Below are 15,013 nucleotides of genomic sequence, written 5' to 3' on the forward strand. Positions count from 1 at the left end.
TTCGTGCTGTTCTCGCCGGGTCGGCGGGCCAACGTACGGCAGGGCGAGGTCCTGGCCGTCTTCTCCCTCGGGCTGCTCCTCGGGGGCACGCTCAGCGCCACCGTGCTGTGGCTGCTGTCCGGCTTCGCGGCGCCGCTGCCCCGGACGGTGCGGATCGGGGCGCTCCTGGTGATCGCGGTGGCGGGCGTCGCCCGCGAGGCGGGCTGGATCCGCGTGCCGCTCCCCCAGAACGCCCGGCAGATCCCCCGCGAGGTGCTGCAGTACCGCGTCCGGCGGGGCTCGCTGCAGTTCGGCTTCGAGCTGGGCACGGGCGTGCGCACGTACGTCTCGGCGAGCGCGCCGTACGTCGTCGCGCTCGGGCTCGTGCTCGCGCACCAGGGGCCGCTCGCGACGATCCTGACCGGCACCGCCTTCGGCGCCGGCCGGGCGGTCACCGCGACCGCCCGGTACGCCAGCCGGAACGACGAGTGGGACGACCGCCGGGTCGCCCGGATGCCGATCCTGACCAACGCGATCGGCGTGGCCGTCCTGGCCGCCCTCGGCCTGCTCTACGTCTGAGGGGCCAGCGTCACGTCGACGACGAAGCCCTCCTGGGGCTCCGCGTCGAGCGTCAGGTCGGCGATCCGCCCGGCGGCCCGCAGGTCGGCCACGGCGAGGCGGGAGACGTTCGCGCCGCGGACCACGGCCCGCTCGACGTCGGCGCGCATCGAGACCTTCGCCGTCGACTTGGCCTTGCGTACCTGCCGGAGCACGTCCGCGGTGGCGGCGAGGACCGCCGCGTCACCGTCCGCCGGGGCCTCGACGACCGGCCAGGCCGCCCGGTGCACGGAGCCGTCCCGCCACCACGACCAGACCTCCTCGGTCACGTAGGGCAGGATCGGCGCGAACAGCCGGAGGACCACCGACAGCGCCTCCCGCAGCGCGGCACGGGCGGACACCGCCTCCGGGCCGGGCTCGCCGTCCGGCGCGCCGTAGGCGCGGGCCTTGACCAGCTCCAGGTAGTCGTCGCACAGGTCCCAGAAGAACCGCTCGGTGCGTTCGAGGGCCCGGGTGTAGTCGTACGCCTCGAAGGCGGCCGTCGCCTCGCGGACGGTGTCGGCCAGCGCCGCCAGCATCGCCAGGTCCAGCGGCTCGGTCACGGCCGCGTCCGCCGGGACGTCGCCGAGGCCGAGCACGAACTTCGACGCGTTGAGGATCTTGATGGCCAGCCGGCGGCCGATCTTGATCTGGCCCGTGTCGAACGCCGTGTCCGTGCCGAGCCGCCCGCTGGCCGCCCAATAGCGCACCGCGTCGGCGCCATGCTGGACGAGCAGGTCCATCGGCGTGACGACGTTGCCCTTGGACTTGGACATCTTCTTGCGGTCCGGGTCGAGGATCCAGCCGGACAGCGCGGTGTCGGTCCAGGGCAGCGAGTCGTGCTCCAGGTGGGCCCGCACGACCGTGGAGAACAGCCAGGTGCGGATGATGTCGTGCCCCTGCGGCCGCAGGTCGTACGGGAAGACCCGGCCGAAGAGGTCCTGATCCCGCTCCCAGCCGCCCGCGATCTGCGGCGTCAGCGACGAGGTCGCCCAGGTGTCCATGACGTCCGGGTCGGCCGTGAATCCGTGCGGCTTGCCGCGCTGGTCCTCGGCGAAGCCGGGTGGGACGTCGGAGGAGGGGTCGACCGGCAGGGCGTCCTCCAGCGGCGTGATCGGCCGGTCGTAGACCGGCTCGCCGTCGGCGTCGAGGGGGTACCACACCGGGATCGGCACGCCGAAGAACCGCTGCCGCGAGATCAGCCAGTCACCGGCCAGCCCCTCGACCCAGTTGTCGTACCGTCCCTTCATGTACGCCGGGTGCCAGGCCAGCTCGGCCCCGCGGGCCAGCAGCCGCTCGCGCAGCTCCGGGTCGCGCCCGCCGTTGCGGATGTACCACTGGCGGGTGGTGACGATCTCGAGGGGCTTGGTGCCCCTCTCGTAGAACTTGACCGGCCGGGTGACGGGCCGCGGCTCGCCGTCGAGGTCGCCGGAGACGCGCAGCAGTTCGACGACGCGCTCGCGGGCCGCCTGGGCGGTGAGCCCGGCCAGCTCGGCGTACGGCTCCGGGGCGACGCCGGCGGGCGGCTCGGTCAGGATCCGGCCGTTCCAGTCGATGATCGCGCGCGTGGGCAGCTGCAGCTCCCGCCACCAGATCACGTCGGTCAGGTCGCCGAACGTGCAGATCATCGCGATGCCGGACCCCTTGTCCGGCTCGGCGAGGTGGTGCGCGACGATCGGCACCTCGACGCCGAACAGCGGCGTGCGCGCCGTGGTGCCGAACAGCTCGCGGTAGCGCTCGTCGTCCGGGTGGGCCACCAGCGCGACGCAGGCGGGCAGCAGCTCCGGCCGGGTCGTCTCGATGTAGATCGGGCGGCCCCCGGACCCGTGGAAGCGGAGCCGGTGGAACGCGCCGGGCTGCTCGCGGTCCTCCAGCTCGGCCTGGGCGACCGCGGTGCGGAACGAGACGTCCCACAGCGTCGGGGCCTCGGAGACGTACGCCTCGCCGCGCGCCAGGTTGCGCAGGAACGCCCGCTGGGCGGCGGCGCGGGCGGGCGCGCCGATCGTCGTGTAGAGCAGGGACCAGTCCACCGACAGGCCCACGCGGCGCCAGACGTCCTCGAAGGCCTTCTCGTCCATCCGGGTCAGCCGGTCGCACAGCTCGACGAAGTTGCGCCGGGACACCGGGATCTGCCGGCCGGGCTTGTCCGGAGGTTCGAACGCCGGATCGTAGGGCAGGGACGGGTCACATCGGACGCCGAAGTAGTTCTGGACGCGGCGCTCGGTGGGCAGGCCGTTGTCGTCCCAGCCGATCGGGTAGAAGACCTCGCGGCCGCGCATCCGCTGGAAACGGGCGATCGTGTCGGTATGGGTGTAGGAGAAGACGTGACCGACGTGCAGGGAGCCGCTGACCGTGGGCGGAGGCGTGTCGATCGAGTAGATCTCCGAGCGCGCCTTCGACCGGTCGAACCGGTAGGTGCCGCGCTCGTCCCAGAGTACGGCCCACTTCTCCTCGAGACCGTCGAGCGTGGGCTTCTCCGGCGGACGCGGCTTGTCAGTCATGGCGCCAATGGTATTGGCGTCGACGGCGGAGTCCGTCCTCGTCAGGTGATCGCCTGTGAGAGGGTCGGACGAGCAGAGCCGGAAACCACACCGATAACGCGGAAGAGGGAGAACGCATGCCGGACAAGGGAGAGCTGGGCTGGCGGCTGGTGGCCGGCGCGGCGGCCTTCGGCGCCGGATTCGCGGCCCGGAAGGCGATCACCTTCGGGTGGAAGCGGGCCATGGGCAAGGAGCCCCCGTCCAACCCGGAGTCGCCGGAGGTCGAGCTGAAGGAGGCGATCGCCTGGGCCGTCGTCGTGGGCGTCGGCATGGAGGTCGCGCGGCTGCTGGCCACCCGCGCCGCCGCGAACCGCTGGCACAAGAGCACGGGCGAGCTGCCCGCCGCTCTGCGCACGGCGGTGGACAAGGCCAAGAGCGTCGCCTGACCGAGGTCGGTCGCGTCCGGCGCCCCACGGATCTCCGGGGGCGCCGCTCTCATGTTCGCGGGGACCCGACCGCGAGGGGGACGGAGAGGCGGATCAGGCCGGATCGGCCGGGTCGTCGTCGACGACCGACGGGGGCGGGGGTGCGCCGATGGCGCGGCGGAGGTCCTTGCGCACGGTGTCGGCCAGCCGCTTGGTGGCCGTGCGGTTGAGCGTGGCGCCGGCGACGGCACCGGTCAGGAAGGGGCCCATCGTGGTCAGGTGCCGGCCGAGCGTGCGCATCAGGCGCTTGCGCAGGCCGGTTCTGGCCGCCAGGCCGAGCGCGGCGGCGACGCTACCGGGCTGGAGCGGGTCGAAACCCCGCTGCTGGGCCCAGAGCTGCAGGAAGACCGCGCCGCGGGCGGTGCCGCTGCCGGGCACCTGTACGCCGTAGACCTCGTGCAGCTCGGCGAGCAGCTTGATCTCGATCGCGGCGACCACGACGGTCTCCGCCACGATCTGGGCGGGCGCGGACAGCAGGAGCGGCGGCGCGACGAACTCCACCGCCGCCAGCGCGCCTCCGGCCGCGCCGACCGCGGTCGTCGCGTGCTGCGCGGAGCGCACGAGCGAGTCGGCCAGCCGCTCCCCCGTGAGCCCGCGGTGATGGGCGCGAAGGGTCTGCAGGTCGCGTACGGGGATGTGCGGTCCGATCTCCGCGACGACGTCCGTCAGCCAGCGTCCCCGCGCGAGACCCGCGGCCCTCGCCCGGCGCGCGCTCGCCGCCAGCAGGCGCGCGAGCCGGCCGAGCAGACGACCGCGGGTCTCATTGTCGATCTCATCGTCGGACAGCCGGGCGACCAGCTCCGCCATCTCCTGGCCGAGCCGGTCGTCACCGTTCTCCGGGCGGGCGAGCTCTCCCTCGGACACGGGTGAACCCCGGCGTCAGGCGGCGCACTCGCGGCAGATCAGCTGGCCGTTCTTCTCCTCCGCCAGCTGGCTGCGGTGGTGCACGAGGAAGCAACGAGCGCAGGTGAACTCGTCCGCCTGGCGCGGCAGAACGCGGAGGCTCAGCTCCTCGTTCGACAGGTCCGCGCCCGGCAGCTCGGTCACCTCACCGGCGTCCAGGTCCTCGTCGATGACACCCGTGCTCTTGTCCGCCCGGCGCGCCTGCAGCTCCTGCAGGCTGTCCTCGCTGAGGTCGTCGTCAGTCTTGCGTGGGCTGTCGTAGTCGGTGGCCATCTTCTGTCTCCATCCCCCTCGGTCCTTAGTTATGCGCCCCGTCGCGCGGGTCTAACGCTCGGGAGGCCCATCTTGTGCCCGATCCGGGCGGGAAATTCTGTCACGGGATTTGACCCCGAACACGCAAGGCGCGTCGTATCACTCCGTGACTCCCCTCACCGCGCTTCCGAGTTGTCCGATGTGGTGTAAATCACACGGCGCGTGGCGAAGCGGTGACCGCCCTCCCCCTGAACCGGATGATGACGGCGAACGTCACAGGTAACGCGATATGGTTTCCCGCCTGTACGGACCTGGCGGGTGCACAGGATAAGGGTTGTGGGAAGGGGTCACACATGCCGGATGCCGCTCCCCTGGAGCCGGGCGATCCGGCCGCGCTGGGGCAGTATCGCGTAGTCGGAAGGCTCGGAGAGGGCGGCCAGGGGGCGGTCTTCCTCGGCCGGTCCCCGTCGGGGGACCCAGTGGCGATCAAGCTGCTGCACGAGCAGATGAACTCCGACTCCTCCGCCCGGACGCGGTTCGCGCGCGAGGCCCAGGCGGCCCAGAAGGTCTCGGCCTTCTGCACCGCGCGGGTCCTGGACTATGACCTGAACGGCCGGCCGCCGTACATCATCAGCGAGTTCATCGATGGGCCGCCGCTGTACGACGTGGTCCTTCAGGAGGGCCCTTTCGAGGGGGCGGCGCTCGAGCGGCTGGCGATCGGCACGGCGACCGCGCTGGCGGCCATTCACGAGGCCGGCATCGTGCACCGCGATTTCAAGCCGAACAACGTTCTGCTGGCCTCCGACGGCCCGCGGGTGGTCGACTTCGGCATCGCCCGGTCCGTGAACTCCGAGCAGAGTTCGGTGACCGCGACCGGCATGGTCGTCGGCACGCCCGGATACCTCGCCCCGGAGCAGCTCACCGGTGAGCCGCTGACGCCGGCCGTGGACATCTTCGCGTGGGGCGCCACGATGGTCTTCGCGGCGACCGGGCGGTCGCCGTTCGAGGCCGAGACGCTCCCGATCATCATCAACCGGATCCTCAACGAGGAGCCGGACCTGTCCCGGCTGCACGGCACCATGCGTGAGCTGGTCGCCTCCGCCCTGGACAAGAACCCGCGCCGCCGCCCCGCCGCGCACCAGCTCCTGCTGCGCCTGCTCGGCCAGGTCGGCGCGGCGCCCGGCCCGGCGGCCGACCGCAACGACCTGCTCGACAAGGGCACCCAGATCGCCGCGCAGCTGCCGCCGCCTCCGCCGATCGTGACGCCGCCGCCCGCGATGCCGTCCATGGGTCCCGGCCCCTCCACCCCGCCGCCGATGATGCACCCCGGCCCCTCGACGCCGCCGCCGATGATGCATCCCGGTCCGGCGACGCCGAACCCGATGATGCGGCCGGGCCCCCAGACGCCTCCGCCGTGGCAGGGGCAGGGGCGGCCCACGTACCCGCAGGGCGGCGGGTACGTCCCTCCGCCTCCGCGGAAGAAGAGCAACGCCCCGCTCTTCGTCGGCATCGGCTGCGTCGCCGCGCTCCTGCTCGTCATCGGCGTGCCGATCGCGATCGGCGCGGGCCTGATGCACAAGGTCAACACGAGCGGGCTGCCGTCGGGCTTCGACGGCAGCTGGGCGGGCAACGCCAGGCCGACGAGCAACCTGGCGTTCGGCACGAGCAAGTCCCACGAGGTCGACCTCACGCTGTACCGCCTCATCAAGTCGGGCAACGTCCGGTACGAGACCTGCTCGGGCAGCCTGGACAACCCCCAGGTCTCCGACGACGGCAAGCAGGTGACGTTCCAGCAGACCCTCACGTCGTACGGGACCGACCAGTGCCTATCCCCCGCGTACGTGACGCTGATCCTGAACGGCTCGTCGATGACCTGGCAGATGAGCCAGACCGCCGGTGGCGTTCCGCTCGCCAACGGGACCCTCACCAAGCAGTAGGCCGCGAGAAAGGCCCCCAGAACCAGTCCCAGGGAGGACGCCCATGCCCGGAAGCCCGCTGCGGGCCGGCGACCCCGAACGCGTGGGGTCGTACACCCTCACCGGCCGCCTGGGCGAGGGCGGCCAGGGGGCGGTCTATCTCGGCGACGCCCCCGACGGCCGGCAGGTCGCGGTCAAGCTCCTGCACGCGCAGTTCAGCGGGGACGCGAAGGCGCGGGCCCGGTTCGCCGGGGAGCTGGCCAGCGCCAAGCGGGTGGCGCCGTTCTGCACGGCCCGGATTCTCGACGCCGACGTGGAGGGCGACACCCCCTACCTCGTCAGCGAGTACATCGACGGGCCGTCGCTGCGCCAGGTCGTCGACGCGGAGGGCCCCCGGTGGGGCGACACCCTGCAGCGCCTGGCGATCGGCATGGTCACCGCGCTGGCGGCGATCCACGAGGCGGGGATCGTCCACCGCGATTTCAAGCCCTCGAACGTGCTGCTCGCCTCCGACGGCCCACGAGTGATCGACTTCGGCATCGCCCGTGCCCTCGACGCCACCGGCACCCTGTCGAGCACGGCGGTGGGCACGCCGTCGTACATGTCGCCCGAGCAGATCTCCGGACTCGGGGTCGGCCCGGCGACGGACGTGTTCGCGTGGGGCTGCACGATCGTCTTCGCCGCGACGGGCTCGCCGCCGTTCGGCCAGGACTCCATCCCCGCCGTGATGAACCGCATCCTGCACCAGGAGCCCTACCTCGGGATGCTCACCGGGCCGCTCCGGGAGCTCGTCGCGGCCTGCCTGGCCAAGGACCCCGGCCGGCGGCCCACCGCCCAGCAGATCCTGCTGCGCCTGCTCAGCCAGGAGGGGCTCGTCCTGCCGGGCGCGGGCGCGCCGGCGCCCACGACCATGCTGCAGGAGGGCGCGCAGGTCGCGGCCGAGGGGGCGCCGTCCGGCGGGTCGGCGAGCCCCGGCCCGTTCGCGGCGCCGGACACCCCGCCGCCGGGCCCCTATCCCCCGGCGGGCGACACCCCACCGCCCGGTCCGTACGCCCCGGCCGGTGACACCCCGCCGCCGAATTCGCCGCCCGGGCCCGACACGGCGCCGTACGGCCGTGAGCCGGACACCGCGCCCGGCGGCCCGTACGGCCCACCGGCGCCCTACGGCCCCTATCGCCCCGGCGGCAACCCGGTGCCGTCACCGTACGCGCCGGCCGGGACCGCCCGGCGGAGGATCCGGCCCCGTGTCGCCGCGGCCATCACGGCGGGCGCCGTGGTGATGGTCTCCCTCACCGCGATGGGGGTGTACCGGGCGGTCGACGACTACCGCACGCACTCGGGGCCCGGCCCGACGCCCCGCCCGACGGGCCGGATGGGCGGCGGCTTCCGGATCGCGATGTACGCCCCGGAGTCCATCGACCCGTCCAACGCCGTGCTCACCTCGGACGTGTTCGTGGCCGAGAACCTCTTCACCGGGCTCACCAGGATCCAGCCCAACGGCTCGCTCGCCAAGGCGCTGGCGACGGAGATGACGCCGAACGCCGGCTGCACGCAGTGGCACTTCACGATCAAGCAGGGCACCACCTTCACCGACGGGAGCGCCGTCGACGCCGCCGCCTTCGTCCGCGGCTGGAACCGCGCCGCGCGCGGCCAGGGCATGGGCTACCTGATGACCGGCATCCAGGGCTACGCCGACGTCGCGGCCGGGAAGAGCAGCACGATGTCGGGCGTGGTGGCCGAGGGCGCCGCCGGGCTGCGGGTCACGCTGGCCAAGCCCGACTGTGACTTCGCCATGCGGGTGGCCACCCCGCCGTTCGCGCCGGTCCCGCCGTCCGCCGGCGCCCCGACCAACACCGCGTTCAACGAGCGGCCGATCGGGAACGGCCCGTTCAAGGTCGGTGGATACACCGCACGCCAGCGGCTGAGCCTCGTCCGGAACACCTCGTACGCCCTTGCCCGGCCCAAGCTCGACACGGTCGACGTCACCTTCGTCTCCGACCTCGACCAGGCGCTGACGGGCTTCGACGCCGGCCAGTACGACTGGGTCCAGGTCGACGGGGCGACGACGATCAACAACGCCCGGTCCCGCCACTCCGCGGACCACAAGCTCATCCAGGTCGCCTCGACCACCATGACGTACCTGACGCCGATCACGGATCAGGGGCCGATGAAGTCCAAGGAGGCGCGGCTCGCCGTCTCCTACGCGCTGGACCGCAACGCCCTGGCCGGGACGTTCGGCCCGGGCTACACCCCGGCCACCTCCCTGGTACCGCCGGCGGTTCCCGGCGCCTACGTGGGCGGCTGCACCGCCTGCACCTTCAACGCCGGCCAGGCCCAGTCGCTGGCGAGGCAGGCGGGGATGGGGCCGGGCACGAAGGTGACCCTCACCAGCTCCGACCTCCCCTCCTACACGCCGCTCATGACGCTGGTGCAGAACCAGCTGCACAACGTGCTGGGCTGGGACGTCCAGGTGCGGCGCCTGCAGACCGGCACCTTCTACAAGGACATGTCCGGCAAGAACCCGCAGGGCATGTACCGGCTGTCCTGGGCCGCCGACTACCCGTCGGCCGAGAACGTCCTCGATGCGCTGCTGTCGAGCGACGCCATCCAGCGCAAGAGCGACGGCTCCACCACCGGCTCGAACTACGCGCGTTACAGCAGTTCGGCCTTTGACGCCGCCATGAACACCGCCCGCGCCACCCTGGACCAGGCCCAGCGGACCGAGCGGCTGCACGCGGCGGAGAAGATCGCGCTGGACGACATGGCCATGATCCCGATCTGCTCGCATCCGGTGTACCGGGTCGCCGACACCGCGTCCTTCATCGGCATGGACCTGGACTACACCGGCTTCCCGGTGCTCACCACGACCGCGCACAAGTGAGGCCCACGACCGCGCACGTGAGACTTACGACCGCGCACGCGTGAGGCGCCGCGCGGGTTAGGCGAGCGGCAGCCGCACCGTCACGATCAGGCCTCCGTCCTCGCGCGGCGTGGCGATCACCGTGCCGCCGTGCGCGCCGACCACCGACCGCACGATGGACAGGCCCAGGCCCGCGCCCTTGGACGACTCGACCCGGTCGGTGTTGAGCCGGCGGAACGGCTCGAACAGGCTCTGCACCTCATAGGCGGGCACCACCGGTCCGGTGTTCTCCACCTGGCAGGTGGCCCAGCCGTCCAGCACTCCGGTGCGGACGACGACCATCCCGTCGTCGACGTTGTGCCGGATCGCGTTGTCGACGAGGTTCGAGACCAGGTGCTCCAGCAGCACCGGGTCCCCCACCGTCGGCGCCTCGGTGAGCTCCGGCTTGATGTCGATGTCCGGCCGGTCCGCCCGGCCTCCGGTCTTGAGGACCGTGGACGCGACCTCGCCCAGGTCCACCTCGGTACGGGTCGTCAGCTCGCGCTCGCTCCGGGCCAGGAGGAGCAGCCCCTCGATCAGGCGTTCGTGGCGGGCGTTGTTCGCCAGGAGGGTCTTGCCGACCGTCTTCATGTCCTCCGACGCCTCGGGGTCGGTGACCGCGACCTCCAGCAGGGTCCGGTTGATGGCGAGCGGCGTGCGCAGTTCGTGCGAGGCGTTGCTGACGAACCGGCGCTGGGTGTCGAACGCCTGGCTGAGGCGGTCGAGCATGGCGTCGAACGTGTCGGCCAGCTCCTTGATCTCGTCCTCGGGCCCCTGCATGGCGATCCGCTGGTGCAGGGTGCTCTCGGAGAGCTTGCGCGCGGTCGCGGTGACCTTCTGCAGCGGCGCGAGCGCCCGGTCGGCGACGAACCAGCCGAGGGCCAGCGCGATCAGGCCGACGCCGAGCAGCGCGAACGCCGACTGCACGATCAGCCGGTGCTGCACCTCGTCGATGAAGGCCCGCCGGATCGCGTCCGCCTGCTGCTGCGTCAGCCCCGGCTCGGCCGACTGCACGGTGAACGGGAGGCTCTCGAGAATGTTGGTGACCAGGACGTACGCGACCGTGAGCAGCAGGAACCCCGCCGCGAAGAACAGCCCGCCGTACAGCAGCGTGAGCCGCAGCCGCACCGTCAGGCGGCGCGGCAGCGAGCCGGGCGAAGGGATCAAAGACGGTACCCCGCGCCCGGAACGGTCTCGATGACCTGCGGCTCACCGAGTTTCTTGCGAAGCGTCATCATCGTCACCCGCACCACGTTGGTGAACGGATCGATGTTCTCGTCCCAGGCCTTCTCCAGCAGGTGCTCGGCGCTGACGACGGTGCCCTGCGCCCGCATCAGCACCTCCAGGACGGCGAACTCCTTGGGCGTCAGGTCCACCGGGCGGCCGTCGCGCGTGACGGAGCGGCGAGCGGGATCCAGCCGCACGCCGGAGCGCTCGAGGACGGGCGGCAGCGGCGGCGCGGAACGCCGGCCCAGCGCGCGGATCCGGGCGATCAGCTCGGCGAAGGCGAACGGCTTGGCGAGGTAGTCGTCGGCCCCGATCGACAGCCCCTCGACCTTGTCGTCCAGCTCCCCCGCCGCGGTCAGCATGAGGACCCGCGCCGTGGCCCCGTCGGCGACGAGGCTCCGGCAGACCTCGTCGCCGTGGACCCGCGGCAGGTCGCGGTCCAGCACGACCACGTCGTAGTCGTTGACGCTGGTCCGCTCCAGCGCGCTGGCGCCGTCGTACGCGACGTCGACCGCCATCGCCTCGCGCCGCAGCCCGGTGGCGATGGTGTCGGCGAGTACGCGCTCATCCTCGACGACCAGGACTCTCACCCGTTTCCACCCCCTGGAAAGCCACGCGCTGGACCGGCAGCATCAGTTATGTCACAGCGCGTGTAAGCCCCTGATAAGCCGCGTCCAGGATATTCGGAGGTTTACCGCGAAGACCGTCTTGGGTAGGGGTGCCTGGCGAACCATTGAAAGGAGACCGCGTGGGCGAGTTGACGGCCACGATCCACCAGCGCCTGTCCGATGCGTACGATTCGCTTCGGACGGCCCGCGACACGGGCGACGATCTCCTGATCGACGCCCAGCAGGCCGAGATCGACGACCTGCGGCGCACGGCCGCGGACCACGGGATCGACCTCCCGCGCTGCGACTGAGCGGTTCAGGCGCAGGCGACTTCGAAGACGTACGGGGGCCCCGCACCGGATCGGTGCGGGGCTCCGCGTACTCGGTGAAAGGGACCGGACCCTCCGACGGCCCGCGCCGTCGGCCCGCGGCGTCGCGGCGTCGGCTCGCGGCGTCAGCTCGCGGCGCCGGCCTCGTCGAGGAGGTCGTGCAGCGGGCCGAACAGGTCGGGCGCGGCGGCCATCGTGAGGTCGACGCTCGGCGGGCGGCCGTTCAGGCCGCCGATCGACCCGCCGGCCTCCTGGACGATCAGCCCGCCGGCGGCGAAGTCCCAGAGGTGGGGGCCCTGCTCGTAGTAGGCGTCGACCCGGCCAGCGGCCACGGAGCACAGGTCCACGGCCGCCGAGCCGCCGCGCCGGATGTCCCGGACGCGGGGCAGCACCTGGCGCAGGGTCTCGGCCTGCCGGGCGCGTCGCTCGGCGGCGTACCCGAACCCGGTCGCGACCAGGGCCTGGTCCAGGGAGACGCCGGTGTTGCACCGCAGCCGCCGGGTCGAGCCGTCCTCGCGCACCAGATGGGAGCCCCGGCCGCGGGCGGCGGTGTACAGCTCGCCGCGCGCGGGCGCCGCGACGACGCCGACCACGACCTCGCCGTCCACCTCGGCGGCGATGCTGACGGCCCAGTCGGGCAGGTCGTACAGGTAGTTGACCGTGCCGTCGATCGGGTCGATGATCCAGCGGACGCCGCTGGACCCGCCGGTCTCACCGCCCTCCTCGCCGAGGAAGGCGTCACCCGGCCGGGCCGCCCGGATGCGGTCCACGATCAGCCGCTCGGACGCCTTGTCCATCTCGGTGACGACGTCGGTCGAGCTGCTCTTGGTGTACGCGACGCCGAGATCGGCCGGCCGCTTGTCGATGAGCATGACGGCGGCGACCTCCGCCGTGCTGATCGCCAGCTCCAACAGGTCCTGCACGTTCCCCCCTCACGGATCGGGACTGGTACGGCGTCGGGCGCGCCGTGGTCGGCCGGTCGTCAGCCCGCGCGGCGGCAGTGGCCCGCGGCGCAGTGGTCCGGGCGCGGTCCGAGGCTCCCGAGCGCGGGGCGTTCGGCGCCGTCGCGCTCGAGGACCAGCTCGCGGACCATCGCGACGAACCGGGGATGCGTCCCCGGCGTGGCCGCCCGCTCGATTCGCAGGCCCAGGCGGCCGGCGAGCTCCGCCGCCTCGACGTCCAGGTCGTACTTGACCTCCATGTGGTCGGAGACGAACCCGACGGGCACGATGACCGCCGCGCGGACGTCCTTGTCGTGGATCTCGGACAGGTGGTCGAGGACGTCCGGCTCCAGCCACGGCACGCTCGGCGGGCCGCTGCGGCTCTGGTACACGAGGTCCCAGGGCCGGCCCTCCGCCACGACGGCGGAGATGTCGTTCAGCTCGGCGACGTAGTCCTCCCGGCCGGGCTGGGCCAGCGGCACGCTGTGCGCGGTGAAGACCAGGCGCGCGTCGTCCCGCAGCTCGGCGGGCAGCCGGTCGAGGGCGGCCCGGGTGTTCTCGATCATCGGCTCGACGAAGCCGGGGTGGTTGTAGTAGATGCGGAGCTTGTCCAGCTCGGGGGCGTCCCCGACCTCGGCGCAGGCCCGGGCGATGTCCTCCAGGTACTGCCCGCAGCAGGAGTAGCCGCTGTAGGCGGAGGTCACGAACACCACCGCCCGGCGTACGCCGTCGGCCTTCATCCGCCGCAGCGTGTCGGCGAGGAACGGGTGCCAGTTCCGGTTCCCCCAGTAGACCGGCAGGTCGAGGCCGTTCGCGGCGAAGTCGGCCTCGATGGCGGCCTTGAGGTCGCGGCACTGCTGGTTGATGGGGCTGGCGCCGCCGAAGTGGTGGTAGTGCTCGGCCACGCTCTCGAGGCGGGCGCGCGGGACCCCCCGGCCCCGCGTGACGTTCTCCAGGAACGGCATGACGTCCTCGGGCCCCTCCGGCCCACCGAAGGACAGCAACAGCAGCGCGTCGTACGGCATGTCCACCATCCAACCAGCCGTCCGGCGCCGCCCGGCACGCCCCTATGAGTACCGGCGGGCGTAGGCCTGGGCCAGGGACAGGACATTGTTCACGTACGCCTGCGAGTGGTTGTAGGCCCAGACCGCCCGGGACAGGCCGCTGCCGCCGCGGCCCGCGCCGCTCGCGCACAGGTACTTCGCCGCCGCGGGGACGGCGTCGTAGGGGTCCATGATGTCGGCCTTGCCGTCGCCGTCGCCGTCGACGCCGTAGATCCGCCAGGTGGCCGGCATGAACTGCATCGGGCCGAGCGCGCCCGCGCTCGACGGGCCGGTGTTGCGCCCGTGGTCGCTCTCGATCTGCCCGATCGCGGCCAGCACGGTCCACGACAGGCCCGGGCAGAGGCGGGCCGACTGCTGGTACAGGGCGAGGTACGTGCCGGGGCGCCCGGCCGACGTCCGTGGCTGCTGCGCGGGCTGTCCCTTCGGCGGCGTCGCGGACTGGTGCAGGTCGATGACCTGGCTGTGCGCACCGACGAGCTTGCGCAGCCGCGAGCCGAGGTCCGTGAGGTCGGCGCCGGGCGCGTTGACGAGGAGGGCGAGGTCGTGGACGAGGCCGATCCGGCGTCCCATCTCGCGGCCGACGAGGACGTTGATGCCGGGCAGGCCGAGCGGGCCGGAGCCGCCCATGGTGACGAACAGCTGCGTGCGGCCGATGACCGGGTACTGCATCGACTCGCGCAGCCCGTACTGCTGCTGCACCTCGTCGGTGACGACGAACCGGTCCTGGGCGAGGGCGTTCCACAACGCGTCGTTCTTCGCGGTGCCCGGCGGGGTCCAGGCGCGGAACGCCGACGGGTCGACGGCGAACATGTTCACCCGGCCGCCCTGCAGCTGTACGGCCCCGGCGTCGGCGGTGATCACATCCCGTACGTGCTTGACGTGGGACACCTCGCGCAGCCTGGCCGGGGTGACCGTACGGTCGGCGACGACGAGGAAGTCCGGGTCGACGACCCGTTTCAGCGCGGCGGGCTGCTCGGTGCTCGGCACGAGCGTGGTGACGGGCCCGCCCCTGCCGCCGTGGTCCGCGGCCGCCGCGCCGTCGTCCTTCGGTGTCGTCGTCCTCGGCGCGGCGGTCACGACGTACACCGCGCCGCTGGCGGCCGTCGCGGTGGCCGCCAACGCGATGGCCGCGACGGCGGCCGGGAGTCCTCTGCGCACGAAACGTCTCATCGCTACTCCCAACGATCGGACCCGGACGGTGGTTACCGAAGACCCACGAGGACTCGGACGGTAGTTACCCACGGCCTGCGGGGACTCGACAGGTGCGGGCCGACGGACGAGGATCGGGTCGCCTGGCTTACCGGACCTGGGCGGAACACTTGCCGGAGCCGGG

Annotated in this window: 13 protein-coding genes; 5 read left to right on the forward strand and 8 right to left on the reverse strand. The window is 72.5% G+C overall.

Going from position 1 to position 15,013, the window contains the following annotated elements; translation table 11 throughout:
- Window positions 1-3: 3 nt before the first annotated feature.
- A complete protein-coding gene (locus tag NE234_RS09245) occupies window positions 4-558 on the forward strand; it encodes a hypothetical protein (RefSeq protein ID WP_252778473.1) in 555 nt (184 codons plus the stop codon).
- Here NE234_RS09245 and valS read toward each other — a convergent pair.
- Complete coding sequence (gene valS / locus NE234_RS09250; protein ID WP_252778474.1) at window positions 549-3,077, reverse strand: valine--tRNA ligase; 2,529 nt, start codon at window positions 3,075-3,077, stop codon at window positions 549-551. The genes NE234_RS09245 and valS overlap by 10 nt on opposite strands.
- Window positions 3,078-3,193: 116 nt before the next feature.
- Between valS and NE234_RS09255 the strand changes: the two genes are divergently transcribed.
- A complete protein-coding gene (locus NE234_RS09255; protein WP_252778475.1) occupies window positions 3,194-3,502 on the forward strand; it encodes a DUF4235 domain-containing protein in 309 nt (102 codons plus the stop codon).
- Window positions 3,503-3,595: 93 nt separating this feature from the next.
- On the opposite strand, the gene NE234_RS09260 is transcribed toward NE234_RS09255, so the two are convergent.
- Both NE234_RS09260 and NE234_RS09265 read right to left on the reverse strand, forming a co-directional pair.
- A complete protein-coding gene (locus tag NE234_RS09260; RefSeq protein WP_252778831.1) occupies window positions 3,596-4,348 on the reverse strand; it encodes a hypothetical protein in 753 nt (250 codons plus the stop codon).
- Window positions 4,349-4,420: 72 nt separating this feature from the next.
- Entirely contained in the window at window positions 4,421-4,717 is a 297-nt protein-coding gene (locus NE234_RS09265) for a DUF4193 domain-containing protein (protein WP_252778476.1), read from the reverse strand.
- Window positions 4,718-5,049: 332 nt separating this feature from the next.
- On the opposite strand from NE234_RS09265, the gene NE234_RS09270 reads away from it, so the two are divergent.
- On the forward strand, window positions 5,050-6,633 hold the full coding sequence (locus tag NE234_RS09270; RefSeq protein WP_252778477.1) for a serine/threonine-protein kinase: 1,584 nt from the start codon (window positions 5,050-5,052) through the stop codon (window positions 6,631-6,633).
- A gap of 43 nt (window positions 6,634-6,676) precedes the next feature.
- A complete protein-coding gene (locus NE234_RS09275) occupies window positions 6,677-9,493 on the forward strand; it encodes an ABC transporter substrate-binding protein (RefSeq protein ID WP_252778478.1) in 2,817 nt (938 codons plus the stop codon).
- 57 nt (window positions 9,494-9,550) lie between these two features.
- Here NE234_RS09275 and NE234_RS09280 read toward each other — a convergent pair whose 3' ends face one another.
- Window positions 9,551-10,678, reverse strand: coding sequence for a sensor histidine kinase (locus NE234_RS09280; protein ID WP_252778479.1), 1,128 nt, complete (start codon window positions 10,676-10,678; stop codon window positions 9,551-9,553).
- Entirely contained in the window at window positions 10,675-11,328 is a 654-nt protein-coding gene (locus tag NE234_RS09285; protein WP_252778480.1) for a response regulator transcription factor, read from the reverse strand. The genes NE234_RS09280 and NE234_RS09285 overlap by 4 nt, the downstream gene beginning before the upstream one ends.
- 158 nt (window positions 11,329-11,486) lie before the next feature.
- On the opposite strand from NE234_RS09285, the gene NE234_RS09290 reads away from it, so the two are divergent.
- Window positions 11,487-11,657 (forward strand): hypothetical protein, encoded by a 171-nt coding sequence (locus NE234_RS09290; protein WP_252778481.1) that lies wholly within the window; start codon window positions 11,487-11,489, stop codon window positions 11,655-11,657.
- 143 nt (window positions 11,658-11,800) lie between these two features.
- Here NE234_RS09290 and NE234_RS09295 read toward each other — a convergent pair whose 3' ends face one another.
- The 3 genes from NE234_RS09295 to NE234_RS09305 are packed head-to-tail and all read right to left on the reverse strand — an operon-like array spanning window position 11,801 to window position 14,850.
- Window positions 11,801-12,598, reverse strand: coding sequence for an inositol monophosphatase family protein (locus NE234_RS09295; RefSeq protein ID WP_308206864.1), 798 nt, complete (start codon window positions 12,596-12,598; stop codon window positions 11,801-11,803).
- 59 nt (window positions 12,599-12,657) lie between these two features.
- Window positions 12,658-13,641, reverse strand: coding sequence for a ferrochelatase (locus NE234_RS09300; RefSeq protein WP_252778482.1), 984 nt, complete (start codon window positions 13,639-13,641; stop codon window positions 12,658-12,660).
- Window positions 13,642-13,683: 42 nt separating this feature from the next.
- Window positions 13,684-14,850 carry a lytic transglycosylase domain-containing protein gene (locus tag NE234_RS09305; protein ID WP_252778483.1) on the reverse strand — a complete coding sequence of 389 codons (1,167 nt, stop codon included), beginning with the start codon at window positions 14,848-14,850 and terminating at the stop codon, window positions 13,684-13,686.
- Window positions 14,851-15,013: the final 163 nt, after the last annotated feature.

Origin of the sequence: Actinoallomurus rhizosphaericola (assembly GCF_024055675.1) — a bacterium.
Taxonomy (GTDB): Bacteria; Actinomycetota; Actinomycetes; order Streptosporangiales; family Streptosporangiaceae; genus Actinoallomurus; species Actinoallomurus soli.

Excerpts from the sequence above, each read along its gene's own strand:
- NE234_RS09270 (WP_252778477.1), top strand. The coding sequence starts at position 5,050 with ATGCCGGATGCCGCTCCCCTGGAGCCGGGCGATCCGGCCGCGCTGGGG.
- NE234_RS09255 (WP_252778475.1), top strand. The coding sequence starts at position 3,194 with ATGCCGGACAAGGGAGAGCTGGGCTGGCGGCTGGTGGCCGGCGCGGCG.
- valS (WP_252778474.1), bottom strand. The coding sequence starts at position 3,077 with ATGACTGACAAGCCGCGTCCGCCGGAGAAGCCCACGCTCGACGGTCTC.
- NE234_RS09305 (WP_252778483.1), bottom strand. The coding sequence starts at position 14,850 with ATGAGACGTTTCGTGCGCAGAGGACTCCCGGCCGCCGTCGCGGCCATC.
- NE234_RS09265 (WP_252778476.1), bottom strand. The coding sequence starts at position 4,717 with ATGGCCACCGACTACGACAGCCCACGCAAGACTGACGACGACCTCAGC.
- NE234_RS09300 (WP_252778482.1), bottom strand. The coding sequence starts at position 13,641 with ATGCCGTACGACGCGCTGCTGTTGCTGTCCTTCGGTGGGCCGGAGGGG.
- NE234_RS09275 (WP_252778478.1), top strand. The coding sequence starts at position 6,677 with ATGCCCGGAAGCCCGCTGCGGGCCGGCGACCCCGAACGCGTGGGGTCG.
- NE234_RS09260 (WP_252778831.1), bottom strand. The coding sequence starts at position 4,348 with ATGGCGGAGCTGGTCGCCCGGCTGTCCGACGATGAGATCGACAATGAG.